This is a genomic window from Cytophagales bacterium (assembly GCA_033344775.1).
GTDB lineage: Bacteria > Bacteroidota > Bacteroidia > Cytophagales > Cyclobacteriaceae > JAWPMT01.
In genome coordinates this window covers 976,076-996,962 of the sequence record JAWPMT010000004.1, presented here as the reverse complement: position 1 = coordinate 996,962, position 20,887 = coordinate 976,076, and the positions used below count along the sequence as shown (strand labels likewise).

The 20,887-nt window shown below is 43.2% G+C and carries 20 protein-coding genes and 1 pseudogene; 15 read left to right on the top strand and 6 right to left on the bottom strand.

From position 1 onward, the window contains the following. The first annotated feature begins 12 nt into the window (after positions 1–12). Both R8G66_12935 and R8G66_12930 read left to right on the top strand, forming a co-directional pair. The gene (locus R8G66_12935; protein MDW3193269.1) at positions 13–792 is read left to right on the top strand and encodes a TauD/TfdA family dioxygenase; all 780 of its coding nucleotides are present in this window, start codon (positions 13–15) and stop codon (positions 790–792) included. A gap of 195 nt (positions 793–987) precedes the next feature. Next, positions 988–3,351, top strand: coding sequence for a sulfatase-like hydrolase/transferase (locus tag R8G66_12930; protein MDW3193268.1), 2,364 nt, complete (start codon positions 988–990; stop codon positions 3,349–3,351). 107 nt (positions 3,352–3,458) lie between these two features. Here the strand turns inward: R8G66_12930 and wecB are convergent. Next, positions 3,459–4,319, bottom strand: a pseudogene (gene wecB / locus R8G66_12925) (UDP-N-acetylglucosamine 2-epimerase (non-hydrolyzing)). Between the two features lie 493 nt (positions 4,320–4,812). On the opposite strand from wecB, the gene R8G66_12920 reads away from it, so the two are divergent. From R8G66_12920 to R8G66_12875, 10 genes are all read left to right on the top strand, one after another. Continuing rightward, positions 4,813–6,036 (top strand): T9SS type A sorting domain-containing protein, encoded by a 1,224-nt coding sequence (locus R8G66_12920; GenBank protein MDW3193267.1) that lies wholly within the window; start codon positions 4,813–4,815, stop codon positions 6,034–6,036. 163 nt (positions 6,037–6,199) lie between these two features. Beyond that, a complete protein-coding gene (locus R8G66_12915) occupies positions 6,200–6,775 on the top strand; it encodes a DUF2975 domain-containing protein (protein ID MDW3193266.1) in 576 nt (191 codons plus the stop codon). Next, positions 6,772–6,975, top strand: a complete 204-nt coding sequence (locus R8G66_12910; protein ID MDW3193265.1) for a helix-turn-helix transcriptional regulator — start codon at positions 6,772–6,774, stop codon at positions 6,973–6,975. The genes R8G66_12915 and R8G66_12910 overlap by 4 nt, the downstream gene beginning before the upstream one ends. A 126-nt stretch (positions 6,976–7,101) precedes the next feature. Then, positions 7,102–7,719 carry a CPBP family intramembrane glutamic endopeptidase gene (locus R8G66_12905; GenBank protein MDW3193264.1) on the top strand — a complete coding sequence of 206 codons (618 nt, stop codon included), beginning with the start codon at positions 7,102–7,104 and terminating at the stop codon, positions 7,717–7,719. Positions 7,720–7,878: 159 nt separating this feature from the next. Then, positions 7,879–8,625 carry a phenylalanine 4-monooxygenase gene (phhA, locus tag R8G66_12900; protein ID MDW3193263.1) on the top strand — a complete coding sequence of 249 codons (747 nt, stop codon included), beginning with the start codon at positions 7,879–7,881 and terminating at the stop codon, positions 8,623–8,625. A gap of 188 nt (positions 8,626–8,813) precedes the next feature. After that, positions 8,814–9,395, top strand: coding sequence for an imidazole glycerol phosphate synthase subunit HisH (hisH, locus tag R8G66_12895; protein MDW3193262.1), 582 nt, complete (start codon positions 8,814–8,816; stop codon positions 9,393–9,395). A 1-nt stretch (position 9,396) separates the two neighbouring features. Beyond that, positions 9,397–10,122 (top strand): 1-(5-phosphoribosyl)-5-[(5-phosphoribosylamino)methylideneamino]imidazole-4-carboxamide isomerase, encoded by a 726-nt coding sequence (gene hisA, locus R8G66_12890; GenBank protein ID MDW3193261.1) that lies wholly within the window; start codon positions 9,397–9,399, stop codon positions 10,120–10,122. A gap of 1 nt (position 10,123) precedes the next feature. After that, positions 10,124–10,882, top strand: a complete 759-nt coding sequence (gene hisF, locus R8G66_12885) for an imidazole glycerol phosphate synthase subunit HisF (protein ID MDW3193260.1) — start codon at positions 10,124–10,126, stop codon at positions 10,880–10,882. After that, on the top strand, positions 10,879–11,478 hold the full coding sequence (gene hisIE / locus R8G66_12880) for a bifunctional phosphoribosyl-AMP cyclohydrolase/phosphoribosyl-ATP diphosphatase HisIE (protein MDW3193259.1): 600 nt from the start codon (positions 10,879–10,881) through the stop codon (positions 11,476–11,478). The genes hisF and hisIE overlap by 4 nt, the downstream gene beginning before the upstream one ends. Before the next feature lie 355 nt (positions 11,479–11,833). Then, positions 11,834–13,309, top strand: coding sequence for an NAD(P)/FAD-dependent oxidoreductase (locus tag R8G66_12875; GenBank protein MDW3193258.1), 1,476 nt, complete (start codon positions 11,834–11,836; stop codon positions 13,307–13,309). A gap of 166 nt (positions 13,310–13,475) precedes the next feature. On the opposite strand, the gene R8G66_12870 is transcribed toward R8G66_12875, so the two are convergent. Continuing rightward, the gene (locus tag R8G66_12870; GenBank protein ID MDW3193257.1) at positions 13,476–14,090 is read right to left on the bottom strand and encodes a hypothetical protein; all 615 of its coding nucleotides are present in this window, start codon (positions 14,088–14,090) and stop codon (positions 13,476–13,478) included. A 291-nt stretch (positions 14,091–14,381) separates the two neighbouring features. Next, complete coding sequence (locus R8G66_12865; protein ID MDW3193256.1) at positions 14,382–15,071, bottom strand: nitroreductase family protein; 690 nt, start codon at positions 15,069–15,071, stop codon at positions 14,382–14,384. 94 nt (positions 15,072–15,165) lie between these two features. On the opposite strand from R8G66_12865, the gene R8G66_12860 reads away from it, so the two are divergent. After that, positions 15,166–15,618: a DUF2214 family protein gene (locus R8G66_12860; protein MDW3193255.1), complete on the top strand. Its 453-nt coding sequence runs from the start codon at positions 15,166–15,168 to the stop codon at positions 15,616–15,618. 216 nt (positions 15,619–15,834) lie between these two features. Here the strand turns inward: R8G66_12860 and R8G66_12855 are convergent, their stop codons facing one another. Further along, positions 15,835–17,028, bottom strand: a complete 1,194-nt coding sequence (locus R8G66_12855; GenBank protein ID MDW3193254.1) for a crosslink repair DNA glycosylase YcaQ family protein — start codon at positions 17,026–17,028, stop codon at positions 15,835–15,837. A gap of 118 nt (positions 17,029–17,146) precedes the next feature. Here R8G66_12855 and R8G66_12850 point away from each other — a divergent pair, with 118 nt between their 5' ends. Continuing rightward, complete coding sequence (locus tag R8G66_12850; protein ID MDW3193253.1) at positions 17,147–17,488, top strand: HIRAN domain-containing protein; 342 nt, start codon at positions 17,147–17,149, stop codon at positions 17,486–17,488. Here R8G66_12850 and R8G66_12845 read toward each other — a convergent pair whose 3' ends face one another. Beyond that, complete coding sequence (locus R8G66_12845) at positions 17,489–18,010, bottom strand: DinB family protein (protein MDW3193252.1); 522 nt, start codon at positions 18,008–18,010, stop codon at positions 17,489–17,491. 5 nt (positions 18,011–18,015) lie between these two features. Then, on the bottom strand, positions 18,016–19,431 hold the full coding sequence (locus R8G66_12840; GenBank protein MDW3193251.1) for an SUMF1/EgtB/PvdO family nonheme iron enzyme: 1,416 nt from the start codon (positions 19,429–19,431) through the stop codon (positions 18,016–18,018). Positions 19,432–19,579: 148 nt separating this feature from the next. Between R8G66_12840 and R8G66_12835 the strand changes: the two genes are divergently transcribed. After that, positions 19,580–20,812: a cytochrome c peroxidase gene (locus tag R8G66_12835; protein ID MDW3193250.1), complete on the top strand. Its 1,233-nt coding sequence runs from the start codon at positions 19,580–19,582 to the stop codon at positions 20,810–20,812. Positions 20,813–20,887: the final 75 nt, after the last annotated feature.

Sequence of the window (20,887 nt, the reverse complement as noted above, 5' to 3'; positions counted from 1 at the left end):
TAATCAACATCCATGAATTTAGTACAGGACCAAGACTTGAGTTTACCATCTCTGGCACTAAGCATACGCGAAACGTTAGAAAATAAGGGATTTATCTTGATTCCTCAATTCGCCAAAGACATAGAAGACCTTGATGAATTAAAGGAAGTGTATCTTGACCTTTGCCAATTAGTCGGAGTACCTATATCGCATGATACTTCAGATAGCATCATATGGGACATCAAGATGAATGAAAAATCGAGGAGTTTTGTAAAAACATACTCAGAGCATTCTCATGAGGCTGAGATGCACACCGATAGCCAATATAGCGAGTATCCTGAGGACTTCTTTGGTCTATTGACTATTAAAAAGGCTAATTGCGGTGGTGGGTTATCTTATGTGTTAAGTCTCGACGATATCCTTGAAGAATTTCAAAGTAATACCAAGAATAGGCGGTATGAGGAAATATTACGAAATACTAATTATCCTTTTATTGTACCAAATGTGTTCAAAAAAGATAACCGGAAAGAAAGAGAATACAATTTTGGTCCTATCCTAAGAGACAATGAAATTAGATTCAGGGTCGATACATTTGAAAAAGCAATCTTATTAAACCCTGAGTTGTGTACCACAGATCAAGTCGAGGCATTCAAAGCTTTAAAGAAAATCATTTTGAACTCTGAGAAGACTCAAAAATTCTATCTGGAAGATCGCGACCTCATTTTTATTAATAATAAAACGATGCTGCATGGGAGGTCTGCATTTGAAGACCCAGAGCGACACTTACTGAGAATCCGGATGAATCGACATTGAGTCGGTGCGAATTGATTTGCCCTGACTCATATGACATTTTTAAGAAGGATTCTTACTTCTTTAGAAGATTGTGAGGATGAATGTTAACATTAATCCTAAGATAGAAAACGAACTTAACCGTCAGCAAAAGTTTCGACTCTTGTTGCATCATTATACGCATATCTTTGCTGGGTAAGTTCGTCAATACTAATAGTGATGAGAGACCAATACATTTTTGCTGAATTCATCCGAGATCTGAATCGTAGAAATGTAGTCATTCTATTTGCTTTGTTCCTCCTGCTACTCCTCTCCATATGCCCGATTAAGGCTCAGGATAACGTTCTCCTTATCTATGTAGATGATTTAAAACCCGCATTAAATGCATATGGTGATTCCTTGGCCATAACCCCTCATATTGATAGCCTTATTACGAAGAGTACGACTTTCCTAAATGCTTCTTGTCAAATGGCTATCTGTTCACCATCAAGAGCAAGTATGTTGACTGGTAGATACATTGATGACATTTCAATCTACAACCTTAGTACACCAGTAAGGCAACAAAACCCCGGTATAATTTCAATTCCCCAGCACTTTAAGAATAGTGGTTACGCTACTGCAGGAACAGGGAAGATTTTTCATAGAGGATCCGTAGATGCAACTGGTGATAGTCTTTCCTGGTCTCATGGATTTGAAGAAGTTCCCACCGCTTATTTCAATTCAAACACAGGATCAGGTTTTAATGGTTATCATAACCCTGAAGTAAAAGAACAATATGAGGCTTTTCAGGAGTATGTAACACAAAATGAAATTACAGATGCCGCGGAAATCAATCGGGCATTGAAACTTTTTCCATTAGCCAGACCTAGTGATGAAAGCATCGAATTACCGGATGATGCCTATTTAGATGGGGCAAGGACAAAGTATGCAATAGACAAAATGACTGATCTTGCCGCAGGTAATTCACCATTTTTCATGGCCGTTGGCTATGGGAAACCTCACCTTCCGTTCGTTGCTCCAAAACAATATTGGGACCTTTATGACAGAGATGAAATTCCTATTAACCCCTTCCAGGATCGAGATGAGAGTATTCCGGGTTTTGCATTTAACAGTTTTGGTGAATTAAGAAAGCAATATTCTGATACGAATTTGGGTCAAAAGGTCAGTGAACTCAGGCAAAAAAGATTGATTCATGGATATTATGCGTGTGTATCCTACATTGATGAGCAGATCGGACAACTCTTAGATCATTTGCAAAAACTTGAGCTTGATAAAAATACGATTGTAGTATTTGTTAGTGATCATGGGTGGCATTTGGGTGATCATGCACAATGGGCTAAACATTCAGTTTTTGAACAAGCAGTACGAACGCCGCTTACGATTTACGATCCCCGGACGGCACATGAATCACCGAATATCTCAGACTCTCCTGTCGAATTAGTTGATTTGTTTCCGACGCTTGTGGATATGACCGGAATACAGGGAATAGAAGGCCTTCCCGGAAAGTCCTTGAAACCCATTTTAAGCGATCGTTCTACTGCAATTAGGTTCGCCGCTCTGAGCCAGTATCCCAGAAAAATGAATGGGCTCCCCGTAATGGGTTACTCCTTGCGCAGTAAACGATACAGATATACTCGTTGGATTCAAATTGATTATATTAATAAGCAACGTTGTGGTGAGTTGGTGGGGAGGGAGTTGTATGACTATCAGGTTGATCCGAATGAGACCAGGAATCTTGTCGAAGACAAGGAATATGAGGAGATTGTTCAGGACTTTGAGCAGATTTTTCAAGAGCGGCATATTGCGCAGAGCCCAAATTTAAGTCCGATTGAAATTGACTTAACCGTGTGTTCTCAGTATACTTTTAATGGTAAAGAGCTATTTGAATCTGGTACATATACCGAGACCTTTCGCTCTCAGGCAGGATGCGACAGTACGGTCACTTTAAATTTGGAGATTGACCCACTGCTTGAGTTGAATGTAGATACAACGACTTGCGGACCCATGTTTTTCTATGATAAAGAACTATTTGAGTCCGGTACCTATACCGAGACCTTTATTTCTCAGGCAGGGTGTGATAGTACAGTCACTTTGAATTTGGAAATTGTTGACAAACCAGATTCTCTTTCTCTGGAAATCAGAGAGAATACTTTGTATGCCCCGGGAATTGAAGGGGAGTATCGATGGATTGACTGTTCTAAAAATGAAATAATTGGTAGTGGAAACCAACCGTCATTTATGCCTCCTTATAGTGGGGAGTTTTCAGTAGAACTGATGATAGGCAATTGCTCAATTTTATCTGAATGTGTGACATTGGACCTGTTACTTGGAGCTCAGAAAGATGGACATCACTTAAGGGTATATCCAAACCCTGCTAAAGATTTCTTTAGTGTACAGTTAGCACGTAAGTTCGGGAGTGTAAGGATAGACCTATTGGATCTGTCGGGTAAAAACATTTCGAGTATGGAATATAGCCATGTTGAGCATGTTGAGATGATACCAATGCCTCGAAACAAGGGCGTTTATTTCGTAAGAGTGGTACTAAATGAAGAAGTTTACTCTTATCGAATACTTCGCATGTGATGATTACAAATTCGCTAATTTTTCTTCTCAGAAGACCTCTTGCAACCTACAGGACTAAGGCCCCAAATTCATATTGAACGCTCCTTTATCATCGAGTCCATATAAGTTTAGCGATTCACAATATCTAATAATATTTTGGCGATTCTCTCCGAAGAAGCTCCATCCCATAAATCGGGAATCCCACCTTTCTTCCAGTTGCCATTCATGATGGTCTGAATCGCTGTGCTTAAACCTTCCAAATTGGAAGTTCCGATCAATTCATTGGTGCCTATGGTAGCAGTTTCTGGTCGTTCAGTATTGTCCCTCAAAGTAAGACAGGGAATTCCTAAAACGGTTGTTTCCTCCTGGATCCCTCCCGAGTCGGTGATTACCGCTGTAGATTGCTTGAGTAAACAGATAACCTCAAGATAGCCCATGGGTGAAGTAGTAACAATGTTATTAGGTATTTTTTGGAGGTTTAGGCTTTTTAGTGTCCTTGGATGAACTGGGAAAATGCCAATGGCCTTTTTCCCAATATCCTGACTTATCTGATTTAGTAGGGATTCTAATTTCTGTTTTTCGTCTACATTGTAGGGGCTATGTAACGTTAACACAAAATACTTTTGATTGAGATCGATACCTACAGGCTCTCGCAATTTAGGCAAAGCATGTTGCAAAGAATTGATCATTACATTGCCTGCAAGGTGTATTTGTTCCGTCTCTTTCCCTTCCTTCAATAGAATCTCGGAAGCATCCTTGGTCGTTGTGAAGAAGATATCTGTGATGCTGTCGATTACAATCCTGTTAATTTCTTCAGGCATTTTCCGACTACTGGACCTTAAACCAGCTTCAACGTGAATGAGGGGAACGTGACACTTGTTGGCTACAATTCCACAAGCCATTGATGAAGTCACATCCCCAACTACAAGCACATAATCTGCAGGGTGACTTTTCAGGTCCTTTTCGAAAGAGGTCATGATGTTACCTGTTTGTTCGGCTTGGCCTCATGAACTGTTCAAGATTTAAGTAGTGGAGAAAGGGACTCTGATTCCTGACGGTCTTTAAGACAAATGACGAGAAATAGTCTTATTCTTTCTCCTCCTTTTCTGAGTTAAACAAATCCTCAATTTAAGGCTTGTTCAAACGTAGGATGACGGAAAGAAAATTAGCCTTAAACTCCGAAAGCAGTTGCAAGTCCCCCTTTATTAAAAGCCGTTCGCGGATGCGACGGTGCCTGAAAGACCGGGGGATTTTTCATCCCAACTAAATTCCCTTCCACGGAGCATCCCTTCCCGTTTAGCGAAAAGCAACGACGAATGGACCGGAATCGTCGACAAATGCTTTGAAAAAAGGTGATCGCACCCTTATTTCCGAAAACCTACCGATCGACTCACTTTATCGAATATTACCGTTATTCAGCGGGTCTCAAAATAGTATTGCTTCATCATTTTGATCTTGTATCACGAGCAATCGAAGAAGCTTATGGAACTTCATATCAACCAACCCGCCCGAATTTTAAGTCTGATCTGTTTGGTCTTACTGCCAATGATTGTGAATGCCCAGTGCCCCACAGAAGCCCAATTAGAAAGCGGCGGAACGCTCAATATTCCTACGAATAATGATTGCAGTTCTGCTGTGTCTTGTACAATTACTTCTGCTGACTTCTGGGATATCGATGGTAACATCACGGTTGAATCTTGTGTCACCCTTAATCTCAATCAAAATTCAAGCTGGCTATATATCCTGGGGGGTACCTTCACCATCAATGAGGGCGCAACGGTAAATACCAATCGCCGCCTGATTGTAGATGGAGCGACTGTGATTGTGAATGGTGATTTGAATGTCGGGGATGGAAATGGTACCGATAATCTTGTTTTGACCAATGGAGGGTCAATCACAGTAGCGACAACAGGTTCGGTAGATGTGGGAAATGGTAATATAAGAGTAGGCGGAAACAACGGTGGAAATACAGGGACTTTTACCGTAAATGGGTCGGTTACATCTAGTGGTAACATTAACATTCGTAATAATGGGACCCTGGAAGGAAGTGGTCAGGTAAGCTACGGAGGTACTTTTTCAACGTCCGGTGAGACGACTCAATCCTTCACAACATGTACAGAAGGAAGTAGTAATACTTCGTGCGGAGCAACCACACTTCCTGTCAAACTCTTGAGCTTCAAAACGAGCCTCGCTTCACCAGGTACCGCTCAATTAGATTGGTCTACTGCCACAGAATTGAATAACGAAGGGTTCTATGTAGAGAAAAGTACGGACGGTATTGACTTTGAATCCATTGGATTTGTAGAAGGGAATGGAACTACCGATGAACAAAAACACTATCAATTTTACGATCGGTCTGTACATGGTAACAGCTATTACCGACTGAGACAAGTTGATTTCGACGGTCAGTTCGAATTCAGTCCTATTGCCTTTGTGCAAGCAGCTGAACATGATGCCATTCCTCAATTAGGAATTTATCCTAATCCGGTCGTTTCGAGCTTTCAATTCACAAAATCTCTTGAAGGTGTGTTCGATTGGGCATTGGTCAACACTTCCGGTCAGAAATTATTCTCTCAACAAAATTTAACGGTTCCTCAAGCAGAGCTTCAATTGAATGAAATGATCAATCGATTGGATGCGGGTACCTATATGATCCTGATGCAAAATGGCGAAGGCCGGCAGCACATCCGCATGCTGAAGCAATAATACTGTTAAATACAAACGACCAGATTAGAATTTATAGCGTAATAAAAATCCATTGCAGATTAAGTCCCCCTTCGAAGGGGGCTAGGGGGATGTTTTGATTTCCAAAAAAAAGGAATTTTATGTTTTACATAAAATATTATACTTTTAAAGTAAATTATTTTATATGAAACAAAATAACAGCCTGCTAATTGCTTATCGTATCCTGCAATTCTTCTTTGGGTTTTGTGGCCTATTATTCGTGGTATTCACCATTGTGATGATCATGGGAATAACTGATGCTGCTTTTGCTGAGCAATTCAACATTCCTGATGCGGGACAACCTGGCGCAGGTGTAAGCCTGAATTGGTGCAAAGCAGATTGCAATGATTCCGTGAATCAGCTGAGTGTGATCCCTACGGCAACGAAATGGTGGATCCTGATTCGAGCCAGTATTTTTTTCGTGTTGACATTACTGATCATGAGACGAGCAGCAATTCTTCTTAAAACGGTGATCGATGGGAAGACTTTCTATAGGGAAAATATCGAAGCGTTTAGTCAAATGGCTAAATACGGATTATTGATTGCAGCGCTAAGTGCCTTCAATTTTTATTATAAAGGGGATGTAGAGGAAGCATCATTATTCTCTTGGTCTCTCGACGTTCCTTTCGTGCCTTTAATGTTTGCGTTGGGCTGCAAGGTGCTAGCCGAGATATTCAAGCAGGGGCAATTGTTGAGCGAAGAGAACCAGTCATTCGTATGAAGATTGTTGTAACGCTGGATGTGGTGATGGCACAGCGCAAAATGAAACTTTCTGAGCTGTCGGAGAAAGTGGGCATTTCCATGACTAATCTCTCGCTGCTAAAGACAGGCAAAGCCAAAGGCATTCGTTTTGGGACACTGCTTGCCATTTGTGAAGCCCTGAATTGTGAACCCGGAGATGTCATTCAAATTGAAAAGTAAGAAAAGCAATCGCTTAGTATATGGCTATACCCAATTTTCCCTTCCCCTTTAGGGAATGAAAGGGTAGAGAAAGGAAATGGGCCATCGCGTCAAAGCTTATTTATAGAATATCTAAATGGAATAATCATGATCGAAACACTACTCAACGCCATTAAACAAGTATTGGCCTTTGCAGCAATACCCTTTATAGTTTATCTGATCCGAGAAAAGAAGGTCGCTGGTTTTCTAGATTACATAGGACTCAAAAAATCTTCACGAAAAGCCAATCTATATGCCCTATTGCTAATGCTTGTGTTAGCTTCTACCATGTTCATTGCCATACTTGTTGATAAAGGGTTCATTGAAGTTTTGCATGATCCCAGGAGCGTAACGGGTAAACTAAGAATGATGGGTTTCGGAACGGAATCTATATTCACATTGTTGGTTGTGGCCAGTCTTAAGACCAGTCTTTCAGAAGAGATCTTTTTCCGTGGTTTTGTGGCCAAAAGACTAATTGCAGTTACTAATTACAAAACAGGCAACATCATTCAGGCGGTGATTTTTGGAGGCATTCACACACTGCTTTTCCTTGCGATTACTCAGAATGTCTTATTTCTGGTGATCATTTTTATCATTCCCACCATTGGAGCGTATGTCAAAGTCCATTTGAATGAAAAGCTTGCTGATGGTAGCATTATTCCAGGCTGGATTGCCCATGCTTCTGCCAATTTGCTGGCTTACAGTTTGATAGCATTTGTGTTGTGAGCAAAATCCCTCTTGAAGCCGTTCGTGGAAACGAGGGAAGGGGGATGTTTCTATGCATCTAGGTAAAATCAATTCAAAATAATATTTGGAATTTGGGCACTATTCGTGCTTCGATACAGTTACTTTTGTCTGATAATCATTGTTGAACTTCTAATTTATTTGTCATTGCAACAGATTTATGCCAATTACAGAGAGGAGGATTTCCAGGTGTGGAATGTCCTTTTCGAACGCCAGCAGCAAAACCTTCCTAATGCGGCGAGCCAGGCTTATCTGGATGGTCTGGACAAAATCGGATTTGTGGCAGATCGTATTCCCGATTTCAAGGAAGTCAACCGATTGTTGAAAGAGATCACCGGCTGGGAATTGGTGGTGGTTCCGGGTATTGTGCCCGATTACACCTTCTTTGAGTTGATGTCCAATAAACGCTTTCCGGCTACTACGTGGCTGCGAAAAATGAAGGAGCTGGATTATCTGGAAGAGCCAGACATGTTCCATGATGTCTTCGCCCATGTGCCTTTATTGACCAACCAGGCCTTTGTGGATTTTCTGGAAGCTTTAAGCAATATCGGCCTGGAATACCATGACAATCCTTTTGCCATTGATATTCTTTCCAGAGTTTACTGGTACACCGTAGAATTTGGCTTGATCCGTGAGTCAGTCGGTACGCGTATTTATGGTGCCGGGATACTGTCTTCTGCGGGAGAAACAAAATTCTGCTTGTCCGATGAGCCACCTCATTATGACTTTTCGGTACAACACATTGCGGATACAGGCTACACCAAAAGTGTATTCCAGGACCGATATTTCGTCATCGAATCCTACGAGCAATTGTATGAGTCTATTCCTGAGGTTAAGGCGGTTGTAGAAGAAATGGCGGCCAGCAAAGCGGGAGCCGTTCCCGCTTGATTTTGTGCCACACTGAGCCCATCGAAGTGTGCTTCAATGAAGATTTCGATGGTCTCGGAGATGACGGCCCAGTCTGACGTCAATTCTTTTTAGCAGCTCTTTGTTCGAAATAGATGACCTTTTTTAGAACTCTGAGGTTATCGAAGAGTTCTTACGATTAACTTCGCACCTTCATTTCAAGCACAAGCATGAACATTGCAATTGTCAAGTACAATGCGGGCAATATCCAGTCCCTGACTTTCGCGCTCAATCGCCTCGGCATCACACCAAAAGTGACCGATGATCCGGAAGAATTGCGTGCTGCGGATAAGGTGATATTTCCCGGACAGGGAGAAGCCAGCTCGGCGATGAATTACCTGAGAGCGAGAAAGCTGGATCAAGTACTGGTTGATCTACATCAGCCGTTTTTGGGTATTTGTCTGGGCATGCAATTGATGTGCAAACATCTGGAAGAAGGAGATACGCCGGGACTGGGACTGATAGACGCAACGGTGCGCAAATTTTCAACCGATCATAAGGTTCCACACATGGGATGGAATGATATTTCTAAAACCCAAGGGGCATTGATGCAGGATATTGAAGCTGGTAGCTTCCTTTATTTTGTGCATAGTTATTACGTAGAGGAATGTCCACATACGGTAGCTACCTGTGACTATGGTGTACCTTTTTCAGCGGCGGTGCAAAAAGATAATTACTATGCCATTCAGCCGCACCCTGAGAAAAGCGCAGAAAGCGGCTTGAAGATCTTGTCCAACTTTATCAACCTCTAAGATGCACATCATTCCGGCCATCGATATTATTAACGGACAATGCGTTCGACTCACGAAAGGTGATTATGAGCAGCAAACTACCTATCATGACAATCCGGTTGAGGTGGCCAAAAGCTTTGAAGCAGCGGGATTGAACCGATTGCACCTGGTAGATTTGGATGGCGCTAAGTCAAAGCACATCGTGAACGAAGCCGTTTTGGAGGCCATCACCAGGGAGACCTCTCTTACGGTAGATTTCGGAGGAGGATTGAAAACTGATGCGGATTTGCAACAGGCTTTTGCTTCGGGGGCTACGCAAATTACTGGAGGATCTATTGCCGCGAAGGACCGAGAGACTTTTCTGAACTGGATCAAAAATTACGGTGGGGAGAAAATCATTCTAGGAGCGGATGTACTGAATGAGAAAATCATGGTTTCAGGATGGCAGGAGACTTCCGAATTAGGACTATTCGAGTTTCTGGAATTCTACCTGGAGCAAGGGCTCGAATATGTGATCTGTACAGATATTTCTAAAGATGGAATGCTGACCGGCCCGGCTGTCGGTTTGTATAAAAAAATATTGGATCATTTTCCGGCGGTCAAATTGATCGCCAGTGGTGGCGTTTCTTCGATGGAAGACCTTCATGCCTTACGCGAGGCTGGATTATTTGGCGCCATCGTGGGCAAGGCCATTTACGAAGGCAAAGTAACTTTAGAACAATTGTCGGCCTTTCAAAGTCAGAACTAATATGCTTACCAAGCGAATCATACCTTGCCTCGATGTGAAAGACGGTCGAACCGTCAAAGGAGTCAACTTTGTGGATTTGAAAGATGCCGGCGACCCTGTTGAACTTGCGGCCAGATATGCGCAGGAAGGAGCCGATGAGCTGGTTTTTCTGGACATATCTGCAACACTTGAAAAGAGGAAAACGTTGTTGAAGCTTGTTTTTGATGTCGCATCTACGGTCAACATCCCATTTACGGTAGGTGGAGGTATTAGCTCCATCGAAGATGTTTCAGCCTTGCTGGAAGCCGGGGCGGACAAAGTATCGATCAACTCTGCAGCAGTGAGGAACCCAGGCATCATCGATGGCATGGCTGCGCATTTCGGGTCCCAATGCATCGTCGTTGCGATTGATTCCAGAAATGTCGATGGCACAGATCTGGTTCATACCCATGGTGGAACGAAACCCACTGATATTGAAACAGTACCCTGGGCAATGGATGTGGCAGAGCGAGGCGCAGGAGAGATCTTGTTGACTTCCATGGATCACGATGGGACCAAAAGCGGATTTGCTAATGATCTTACAGCCCGTGTTTCAAATGCCGTTTCTATACCAGTCATTGCCTCCGGAGGCGGAGGTACAGCTCCACACTTTTTGGATGTGTTCAAAGACGGAAAGGCCGATGCTGCTTTGGCGGCGAGTATTTTCCATTATAAAGAAGTAGAGATCAAAGACCTGAAAAAGGACTTGCAAACCAATCAAATACCCGTTAGACTGAAATGAAACCGAATTTCGATAAAGGTGACGGCCTGATTCCGGCCATTGTACAAGATGCAGAAACATTGAAAATTCTCATGCTTGGCTACATGGATGAAGCCGCCTGGAAACAGACCCAGGAAACGGGGAAAGTGACTTTTTTCAGCCGTAGCAAACAGCGTTTATGGGTGAAAGGAGAAACTTCCGGCAATTTCCTGATGCTGGAAGAGATCTTGCTCGATTGTGACGATGATGCACTGTTGGTCAAGGCGAAACCGGTTGGACCTACTTGTCATACAGGAGCGGATACATGCTTCAAAGAAGACAATGAAAATCATGTCCAGTTCATCAGCTACCTGGAGTCCATCATCAAAGATCGCAAGGAGAACCCATCGGATAAATCTTATACGGCGAGTTTGTTCCAGAAAGGGATCAATAAAGTGGCCCAGAAGGTAGGAGAGGAAGCGGTGGAGTTGGTCATTGAAGCCAAGGATGATAATGAAGACTTGTTTTTAGGAGAAGCCGCTGATTTGTTATTCCACTACCTTGTCCTACTGGAGGCCAAAGAAATTCCTCTGGAAAAGGTCATTGATGTTTTGAAAAAACGCCATCGTCCTTCTTAGAATAGGCTCCAGACGCTGTGAGGGTCCAAATTTGTCTCTCAATTAGCCAAAGTAATGGCCCAAGTTAGTGTCCTCCAAACTTGCCCTACACTGGATTAAGTCTGGGACTTAATCCAAATAATAAAACCAAGTCTGAGACTTGAATCTAATGCAAGGCTCTGGCTGAAATTGAACTAATGCCCAAGTTTGTGTCCCCACAAACTTGCTTTGCCCATATCATTTGAGCAAACTCAAACGATGGCTTGAGACAAGGAATTAGTAGGTTTTAGTATTCCTGGAAAAATTCTACCTCCTCAAAACAAGCAAATCCTCCAAATTTTCCGTAGATTCCATGACGCTACACCAAATATCCGCCATGGAAAGATTCGACGTTTGTGTCATTGGAGCCGGTCCGTCCGGTTACGCCGCCGCCATGAGAGCCGTTGATTACGGCAAAAAAGTACTCCTTATAGAAAAAGATAAATTGGGAGGAGCAGGTATTCATCAGGGAGCTTTATGGAGTAAAACCTGGTGGGAACTTTCCCGGGAAGCATTTTTCATTCGACAACACGGAAAGTCATTTGGGATTGACCATCCGGACTTTTCTTATGCGAAAGTCGCTGGAGAGGTGGCCAAGGCCGTTGACGATCGGCAGGGCATGCTGACGCATCACATGAATAACATCAACGTGACGCTGGGGGATTGCTTTCAATTTTTACATGGAACAGCCCACATCCTGGACACCCATCGTGTGGAGGTGGTGAATAGCGAAGCAACGCATGAGATTGAGGCCGATAATATCATTTTAGCCACAGGAAGCCGACCCAGGAAGTTACCTCACATTCCAATTGATGAGGAGCACATTTTCACCAGTGATGGACTCGGAAATTTGAAGGACTTCCCAAAGAGCATGGTCATTCTTGGAGCAGGAGTGATCGGATGTGAGTTTGCCACGATCTTTTCCAATTTCGGACATACGAAGGTTCATCTGATTGACAAAGGTGACCGAATTCTCCCTTTTGAGGACGAAGATGTGGTGCAAATTGTAGAGCAAAATCTGGAAGCTAAAGACGTCCTGATCCATCGAAATTCCCAATTAGTAGAAATGAAAGTGGAAATGGGGGAGGTCGTTTATACACTGGAATACAATGACGGGACCAAGGAAGTTTTTAAGGTAGAGAAAGCATTGGTTTCCGTAGGTAGGGTACCCAACTATGACGACCTGTTCAGTGAAAACCTCCATATTGACATAGATAAGCGAGGAATCAAGGACAAAGACACCCAGACGAGTATTGATAACATCTATGCGGTAGGAGACATCACCGCGGACATTTCATTGGTTAATGTCGGGGAACTGGAGGGTAGACATGCCATAGAGAAGATCTATGGTAACCCTGAACCGCTGATCTACGAGAATATTTCCACGATCATGTTCCTTGCGCCAGAAATCGCAGGAGTAGGTATGAATGAGGTGCAGGCCCAGCAACAAAAGCTTGATTATAAAGTCGTAAGCCTCGATTATAGCACCATTTCCCGTGCAGTAGCCATGCGGAATGTGCAGGGCTTTATCAAGATACTTGTGACCAATGATGACGAAATGAAGATATTGGGCATGCGTGTCATCGGGGAACATGCCTCCAGTGCCATACAAGCCGCAGCGTTATTGATCTCCATGGGCAAAGGCATCAAAGTCCTCGCCGAACTGATCCATCCCCACCCAAGCATCATCGAAGGCATCCAGGAATGCTGTCGCATGCTGCAAGGCAAATCCATGTTCAAACCATCAGTCCTACGAAAAGCGATGAATTACAGAGTCTATGAGAATGGAGCATATATAGATGCGGTTTCTTGAATGAGATGAAGTGTCGGTGAAGGTTGTGTCTTGGCGGAAGGAACTTTATGCAGCATGCTTTTTTACTCCATCGTTCTTGGTTTCAATAAAGAATTGGAAGCTTCCATTTTGATTTAATAACTCATTGGCTCACCGGAGCCATTAAAGAAATTCATTTGTCGAAGGGTCACTGCCAGCTAATCTCCGGAACATAGAAATGATCGTTGTTGAACTCCTGATCAAATTCGATATTTGTTGCAGTAGAAACTACGTTTAATGTAGCAATACGTTGTTCACGCTTTAGGATGAAGCCATCGTGGATCCAAAGCCGTTGAATTAACCCTCTGGGGAACTCCCAAACCGTGCATAACCTTCCGAGTATATTTTCTTCTCCTACGATGGTTCCGTTTCTGGATTCAAGCATGGTTTTGGAAACTTCTTCTCTGGATTTGTAGCGAAGCATGGAGCTTTCCAGTTTCTTTTCTGTCATGGAACCTTTGCCTGTATTGAAATTGCCACGATAGAAGAAATCACCATTTCGCAATTCAACACGATTTTCATCGCTGGAGATGCCGTACTTGCTGTAAGTGTATTTACGGATGGTCTTTTCCAGCCAGCCCCATTCATCGAAATAATAGACTTCTGTACCTTCTACATCCCCCGACAATTCATAAGTGATCATGCCAGACTTGGCAGATACACGTTTCAGTTCTTTACCTACCAGTGCCGAGTAATTGCCCTTTTGGCCAATACACACGAAAAAACTAAAGAATAACAAGCCGAGCAGCAGTGTTTTTATCATCCCTGGGCGGTTGAAAGAGGTCAATTTACTAATGTTTAGACAAAAAGAAAACCCTGAATCCTTCTGATCCAGGGTCTCAACCAGCTATAGACAAAAATACTTCTGACGAACAGAAGGATTATTTTAAATCAATTCAAAGATTATTGTTGAACAATCATGAAGCTAAGGTCAGGCATGTGGAATTTTCATATCTGCCAAAAGACTTAACGATCCTGCCAATTCAATAAAAAAGGCCCTTTTTGGGCCCCTTGAAGATAAATACGACTAAGTTTTTTGATGAAAGTGGCAATATTATGAATAATAGGCAGCTACCTCATCCAGGCTTTTTCTTTCCAGTTTTGGTACGAATACTTCATCTTCAGGATAGCCGACGGGGAATAAAATGTATGGGCGTTCATTGCCAGGCCGCCCCAGTAATGAGGATAGAAAATTCATCGGGCTTGGCGTATGCGTTAATGTCGCCAGTCCAGCATGGTGAATGGCCGCAATGAACATGCCTGCTGCAATTCCTACCGACTCATTGACATAGTAGTTGTTTTGTTTTTCTCCCTCTTCCCCGGTTTCATACACTCGTTTGAACAGGACCACTATCCATGGAGCCTTCTCCAAAAAAGGTTTGTTCCAATCTGTCCCGATCGGTTGCAGATCTTTCAGCCATCGGTCTGACATTCGGCCGTGGTAACTGTCGTACTCCTCTTGCTCTGCGGCTTCTCTGATTTTTTGCTTCATCTCTGCATTGGAGATGGCACAAAATGTCCAGGGTTGTTTATGTGCGCCGGATGGGGCAGTTGAGGCTGCCATGATCAAGTTGTCAATTACTTCCTTGCTGACAGGCTTGTCGGAAATTTCACGAACAGTCCTTCGCTGCTCCAGCCATTGATGAAAGTCGTGCGTTCGCTGCTCTACTACGTCAAGGGGGTAGGTTTCTCTCTCGTATCTAACGTGTTCAAATCCTTGTATGTCGATTGATTCTTGGGCCATGCGCTTAGGGTTAAAGCAACCAAAATTAAACTTATTTGTTATAGCATTTATATCTATCTTCATATCAAGTGAATCACTGTAAGCCAACCATCTCATGACCTACATTTTGATCAAATACCTACATTTCATTGGCATATTCCTGGTAGTCGGTTCCCTTTTTGCCGAAGCATGGTTGCTGAGAATGTCCATGTCCCGTGCTCAGTTGAAGCAACTGGGAAATATTGATGGCATTTATGGTTTCGCCTCAATCATCACGGTGGCAGCAGGCTTGATCATGTGGTTAAGTGACATTGGTAAGCCGGCAGCGTTTTACAATGACAATGGTCTGATCTATTTGAAATTGGGGATATTCACGATTGTGGGATTACTGTCAATTTACCCCACCGTATTTTTTGCCAGGCAGAAGCAATCAAAGAAAAATCCTGATGCTGAAGAAATGATTCAGATTCCAGGACCTATCAAAACTGTGGTGATTGTTGAATTGATTTTGGTATTTACATTACCATTTTGGGCCGCGATGATGGCGCAAGGTATTTCGATTTTTTAGACTTTAGAAATGGAAACTTACTGTAGTTGGAATGTCACTTATGAGTAGAGCTGTGCTAAAATGCTATTTAGTTAAGCGTCATTCCTGACGTAGTTCAGGAATCTCAAGATTAGAAATGCTAAATGAGTATGAGATTCCGGCATTCGCTCGGAATGACGGTTATAATTATAAGAGGCTTAACTCAATAGCATCAGAAAAGAATGTGATCTATCTGATTCAAACCCGTGAAGCCTCCATCACTGCCTGATAGCCTACTTGAGCCTTTTCCTCAAAAACAACTTCCTGAGTGCCTTGAAAAGCAGAGAATTCCCTGATCGCTTGTTGCCATGCAGCTAAAAAAGCATCATTCAGGTCAATGTTCAGTTCAAGATTACGAATCAATAATTGTTTCGTTTTGCGATCCGCCTTCATATCTACCTGACCCACTAACCGGTCTTTCCATAAAACCGGTAAAGCATAATAACCAAACTTCCTTTTTTCAGCAGGAACATAAATCTCTATGATGAAGTCAAAGTTGAAAAGGCGTGTCGTGCGCGCGCGATTGATAAGGGCGTTATCAAAAGGATTTAGGAATTTTAGTCGCTGCCCATATCGCTGATTCAGGACTTCCAGGCTTTCAGTCGAGGTATAAAAAGGACGATCCAACTTCCCAATTTGAATGCTGAATATTTCCGCTTTTGCTTCTAATGCTTCAATTTGACCTTTAATTTTTGGTTTGAGTCCTTTAAGAAGATACCCTATGTCATCCAGTGCCACTAACCCATGTGCCTTGATATCTCTTTTGATCAAGTACTGAATGTATTCGTCTTCAGTAGGAGTGGAAGTGTCGATGGACGAGGGAATAACCCTTTCGGTAAGATCATACACTTTTTGAAATCCTTCCCGGCTCTTGACCATGATCTTGCCTTCCATGAAAAGGTTCTGCAAAGCTTGTTTTGCGGGATGTGTTTCCCACATGGCCCGATCTTTTTTCTCCGCTTCAAAATCACGTGAGCGTAGCGGCCCTTCCATTTTCATGCGATCCAGGATATTTTGCATGAGTTGATGGTCTTTCTTGAACCAAAACTTTTCCTTTCCCTGAATCTCCAGTTTCAAAGGCAGCGAATACCGGTAATCACTCATGGGTAGATAGCTTGCCGCATGGCTCCAGTATTCAAAAATGGATCGGTCACTTTCCAGTTTTTCCAATACGGCTGGTTGGTAGTGCGGAACCCGTGATTGGAACACATGGTGATGTGCCCGCTGCACTACCGAAATGGTGTCAATTTGAACATACCCTACCTTTTCAATGGCTTCCAAGGCCAGCCTTTTAGCTGATTGACCGGTGGTGGAAGGATGTTTCAGACCCTGGTTGGCTAAAATTACTTTTCTCGCTTCTGCGAGAGATAGTGAGGTTTTGAGATCAGGCATTTCCTGAATATAAACGATTTAAGATCACGATAATTCCAAATTTCGTATGGCACATGGAAGGCGTCAAAATGTGGACGCGAAATTGTAAAATATTACTAGACATATTATCTTCAAACTTATGGGAAAAGTAATTCGTCTTCCTTCTGCATATGTGCTCAATACCAAGACTGTGGGCGTGTCTAAGGAAAATGCCGATGGCTCTTCTCGACAGGAAGTCATTAAAAATGAAGTAGCAGAAGACGACCCGATCCGATTGGAACACGAGCCCGACAATCCACATGATTCACATGCGATCAAAGTTTTGACAGAGACCGGCAAACAAATTGGTTATTTATCCAAAGATGTGGCTCCTCGCATACAATCAGCCATTGAAAATGAAGCCCATATCTACGCCAAAGTCAGTTGGGTTAGTGGCGAAAAAGTCATGGGAGTAGGTTTACGGATTGAGTTGATCAATTGATCATGCCGTTAAATTCTCCTTGATCTTTTGATCATGATGTTGCACATGATAAATGGTGAACATGAGCATTTCTCTTAAGGTAAATGGTCCCATGACCGGGTGCGGGATCACCAATTGTTCCAATTCTTCTTCTGTATATTGATCTAGTTCGGAATTGATGGACTTCATGTCGTTGGTGATTCCAGTGATCAGCGTGGTTTTTGCGGAGAATGGAGTCACATCAGGGGTGAACCTTGGTCCGGCTTTTGCTCCGCCATCAAGCACCTCCAGATAATCCGCAACTAAACGGTCATAACTACGACTTGGTCGATCCAGTGTGCCAAATTTTTCCTTCATCACTCCTTTATTGGCGACCAACTTCGCGACGGGGTGCACACTTATATAAATATGTTCTATTTGCTGGCCGGCACTCCATTTATCATTCGGGGTGGCCAGGTATTCGGCTTCGCTTAATTCATCAATGTAGGTAGTGAATACCTGATGGTGATGAATGAGTTGCTCTTTTATGTCTGTTGTGTTCATGATTGCTATTTCGCTGATCTTCCTGCGCGATATCCATAGGAAATATATCTTGGTCCACCTGACCAGGCCCCGTAAAATCGATAACCAATAGGCGAGTGGGGATTTAAGTCCGTGTAAGCAGTGCCAACCTCATAGTAGCCACCACCACGGTAACCAAATCCACCTACTTCATCGTCGCTTGTGGGCCAATCGTCATTGGTGGCTTTCCCAAAATCCAATTGACCATCTCCGTGGGTTCCTCGGAAAGCTCTGCCGATGGGATTTCCTACAGTGATCACTTTCTCCCAAACGCTGCCACTAAGGTCCATGACCCAATAATAAGAGGCGCCATAAACCGGTCGATTGGCATCATTTAAGTCACTTTCTTTGACACCATTCGCAAAAATGGCTTCCGATTCCGGGTTGATGTAGCGTTCTAGTTGATCGTAGTTGGTGGTTCCCCAAACAAACTCAGCATCCTTTGGTTTCTCCGGCCCGCGGGCTGCTTTTTCATATTCCAATTCGGTGATTGGTCGCAATGCTGCCCAGTCGGTGAAAGCCAAACCATCGGTGAAACTCACATAATTCATCGGGCGGTTTGGCGATTTGGCGAAGTACTTTCCTGCTTTAAAATAGATCCCGCCTCTTTTTTTATAATAATTACGGCCACCAGTCGGAGATCTGGAATACGTCCAGTTGTCGGGAATGTCATTCAGGAATGCGGCATATTGACCTTGTGTCAGCTCGTACTTCATCACGTAAAATGCATCATAACCTTTCGGAAAAGCGGATGGAATCGGACCTTTTTGATCGCCATTATAAAGCGGACTTTCACTCCAGTAATAAAGCGCACCTTTTTCTGGCCCCACCCTGATTTCATCTTCCCCCTTGATTTGGACTAAGCCATCAGGGTTTCCCTCTTGGTCACTTTTGTAAAAACTGGCTCGTTTGATCGCTTCCTGATCAGGGCTTCCCACAGTAAATGACCCTTCAGGAATGTAGACCATTTCGATGCCATGTACTTTCATGCCTCGTACTTTGTTCCACTGAATTTTTTGAGTGGTCGTATCTAGTTCGATTTGCAGTTTAAAGTTCACATCGCCTCGATAGGATTTGGATGGGTAGATAAAGAAGCCCAAACTATCTGAAGAAACCTCGATGGTAGGTTCCACACCTTTCCTCACCTGCAGTACTCGGTGACCGGAAGGCTTCAACTTTACATGATTATTCCACTGACTGTTGAATTTCATGAATACCCAGACCGCATCATGATTTTTAGCATTATTCCAGGCATTGTTCCATTGGATATCGAAAATGACACTGATCGGTGTACCTGCTACACCATCTCGATTAGCAGCTCGTACATTTTCAATTTTCAGTTCTGAAGCAATAAGTGAGCAAATCCAAAGGATTGCTAAGGAAAGGAGGAATGACTTCTTCATAGGTGTATGGTTGGCTACCTATCCAAACGCAATAGGAAATTTGAAGTTTCTGAAAGCCACATACATGCATTGAAAAAAATATCTGTTGCGGTGGCAACCATTTCTCAATCACTGCTCGTAATACCGCCGAACTACAAGAAAAAGCTGTATGAACATTTTTGGAACAAACACAATCACCTCCCTAACCTTACCGAAAGTGAAGTTCCTGATGATAGGTATTGCTAGTCTGCTTTTATGGGCTTGTAATCCCGATTCTGAAGTAGTAAATATTGATGACGATTCGGATGATATCATGAATGATGATCCCGTGAATCAGGTGGATACCCGCTCTATTACCGAAGTATTTGGTGAAAGCCTGAGCCTGGAGAGCCCATTGAATTATGCGGATCAGTCCATCCCGAACTATATCAACGAAGACAATACGACCCGAGGCAATCAGATTGAAAATGAAATTGCCACCCTGGGAAGGGTCCTGTTCTATGATAAGAACTTGTCTTCGGATAATTCCACGTCCTGTGCTTCGTGCCACAAGCAAACATTGGCATTCGGCGATGATGCCGTATTGAGTCAGGGAGTGAATGGTGTCACCGGCAGACATTCCATGCGATTGGTCAACGCCCGGTTTTCAGAAGAAGAGCGTTTCTTCTGGGATGAGCGTGCCAATTCTTTGGAGACGCAAACCACCATGCCTATTCAAGATCACATCGAGATGGGATTTAGTGGTAACGAAGGCGATGACGATATCAATGGTCTGATTGCCAAGATGGAAGGTATTGATTACCTGGTGAATTTGTTCGAATATGCCTATGGAACCAATGAGATCTCCGAAGAGCGTATGCAATTGGCCCTGGCCCAATTCGTGAGAAGTATTCAGTCATTTGATTCTAAGTATGATGTTGGCCTGGCCCAGGCTGGAGATGAGGATGATGATTTTGACAACTTTTCGGTGCTGGAAAACATGGGTAAGGATCTGTTCATGGGAAGAGCCGGTTGTGAACGATGCCACAATGCACCCGAGTTTTCCATCAATGATAACAGTCGGAACAATGGTGTGATCACTGTGGCAGGAGATCCCGATGCCGTTGATACGGAAGTGACTCGTTCGCCTACATTAAGAGATATATTTAATCCTGGTGGTACGCTTAATGGTCCCATGATGCACGATGGGGGCTTTGCGACCTTTGAGGAAGTGCTCAACCACTACAGTACAGTAGGGCCAACACCCGAAAATAATAACCTCGACGACCGATTGGAAGGAAGAAGAGGAGGAAACCGAAACCTGGATAATCAGGACATAACCGCCATCATCGCCTTTGTACAAACACTCACCGGTACGGAAGTATACACCGACGAACGTTGGTCGGATCCTTTCCTGCCATAAAAAATGCCTAACCTATGACCATTGATGAACCTAAATTGGTAATTTCGATCCTTTCCAGTAAAACGGGAGAATCAT

Coding starts and splice junctions, on each gene's coding strand:
- R8G66_12855 (MDW3193254.1), bottom strand. CDS start 17,028: ATGCCTGATCTCAAAACCTCACTATCTCTCGCAGAAGCGAGAAAAGTA.
- R8G66_12910 (MDW3193265.1), top strand. CDS start 6,772: ATGAAGATTGTTGTAACGCTGGATGTGGTGATGGCACAGCGCAAAATG.
- R8G66_12840 (MDW3193251.1), bottom strand. CDS start 19,431: ATGAAGAAGTCATTCCTCCTTTCCTTAGCAATCCTTTGGATTTGCTCA.
- hisH (MDW3193262.1), top strand. CDS start 8,814: ATGAACATTGCAATTGTCAAGTACAATGCGGGCAATATCCAGTCCCTG.
- hisF (MDW3193260.1), top strand. CDS start 10,124: ATGCTTACCAAGCGAATCATACCTTGCCTCGATGTGAAAGACGGTCGA.
- R8G66_12875 (MDW3193258.1), top strand. CDS start 11,834: ATGGAAAGATTCGACGTTTGTGTCATTGGAGCCGGTCCGTCCGGTTAC.
- R8G66_12835 (MDW3193250.1), top strand. CDS start 19,580: ATGAACATTTTTGGAACAAACACAATCACCTCCCTAACCTTACCGAAA.
- R8G66_12930 (MDW3193268.1), top strand. CDS start 988: ATGAGAGACCAATACATTTTTGCTGAATTCATCCGAGATCTGAATCGT.
- R8G66_12850 (MDW3193253.1), top strand. CDS start 17,147: ATGGGAAAAGTAATTCGTCTTCCTTCTGCATATGTGCTCAATACCAAG.
- R8G66_12905 (MDW3193264.1), top strand. CDS start 7,102: ATGATCGAAACACTACTCAACGCCATTAAACAAGTATTGGCCTTTGCA.
- hisA (MDW3193261.1), top strand. CDS start 9,397: ATGCACATCATTCCGGCCATCGATATTATTAACGGACAATGCGTTCGA.
- R8G66_12915 (MDW3193266.1), top strand. CDS start 6,200: ATGAAACAAAATAACAGCCTGCTAATTGCTTATCGTATCCTGCAATTC.
- R8G66_12845 (MDW3193252.1), bottom strand. CDS start 18,010: ATGAACACAACAGACATAAAAGAGCAACTCATTCATCACCATCAGGTA.
- R8G66_12860 (MDW3193255.1), top strand. CDS start 15,166: ATGACCTACATTTTGATCAAATACCTACATTTCATTGGCATATTCCTG.
- R8G66_12870 (MDW3193257.1), bottom strand. CDS start 14,090: ATGATAAAAACACTGCTGCTCGGCTTGTTATTCTTTAGTTTTTTCGTG.
- R8G66_12865 (MDW3193256.1), bottom strand. CDS start 15,071: ATGGCCCAAGAATCAATCGACATACAAGGATTTGAACACGTTAGATAC.
- hisIE (MDW3193259.1), top strand. CDS start 10,879: ATGAAACCGAATTTCGATAAAGGTGACGGCCTGATTCCGGCCATTGTA.
- R8G66_12920 (MDW3193267.1), top strand. CDS start 4,813: ATGGAACTTCATATCAACCAACCCGCCCGAATTTTAAGTCTGATCTGT.
- R8G66_12935 (MDW3193269.1), top strand. CDS start 13: ATGAATTTAGTACAGGACCAAGACTTGAGTTTACCATCTCTGGCACTA.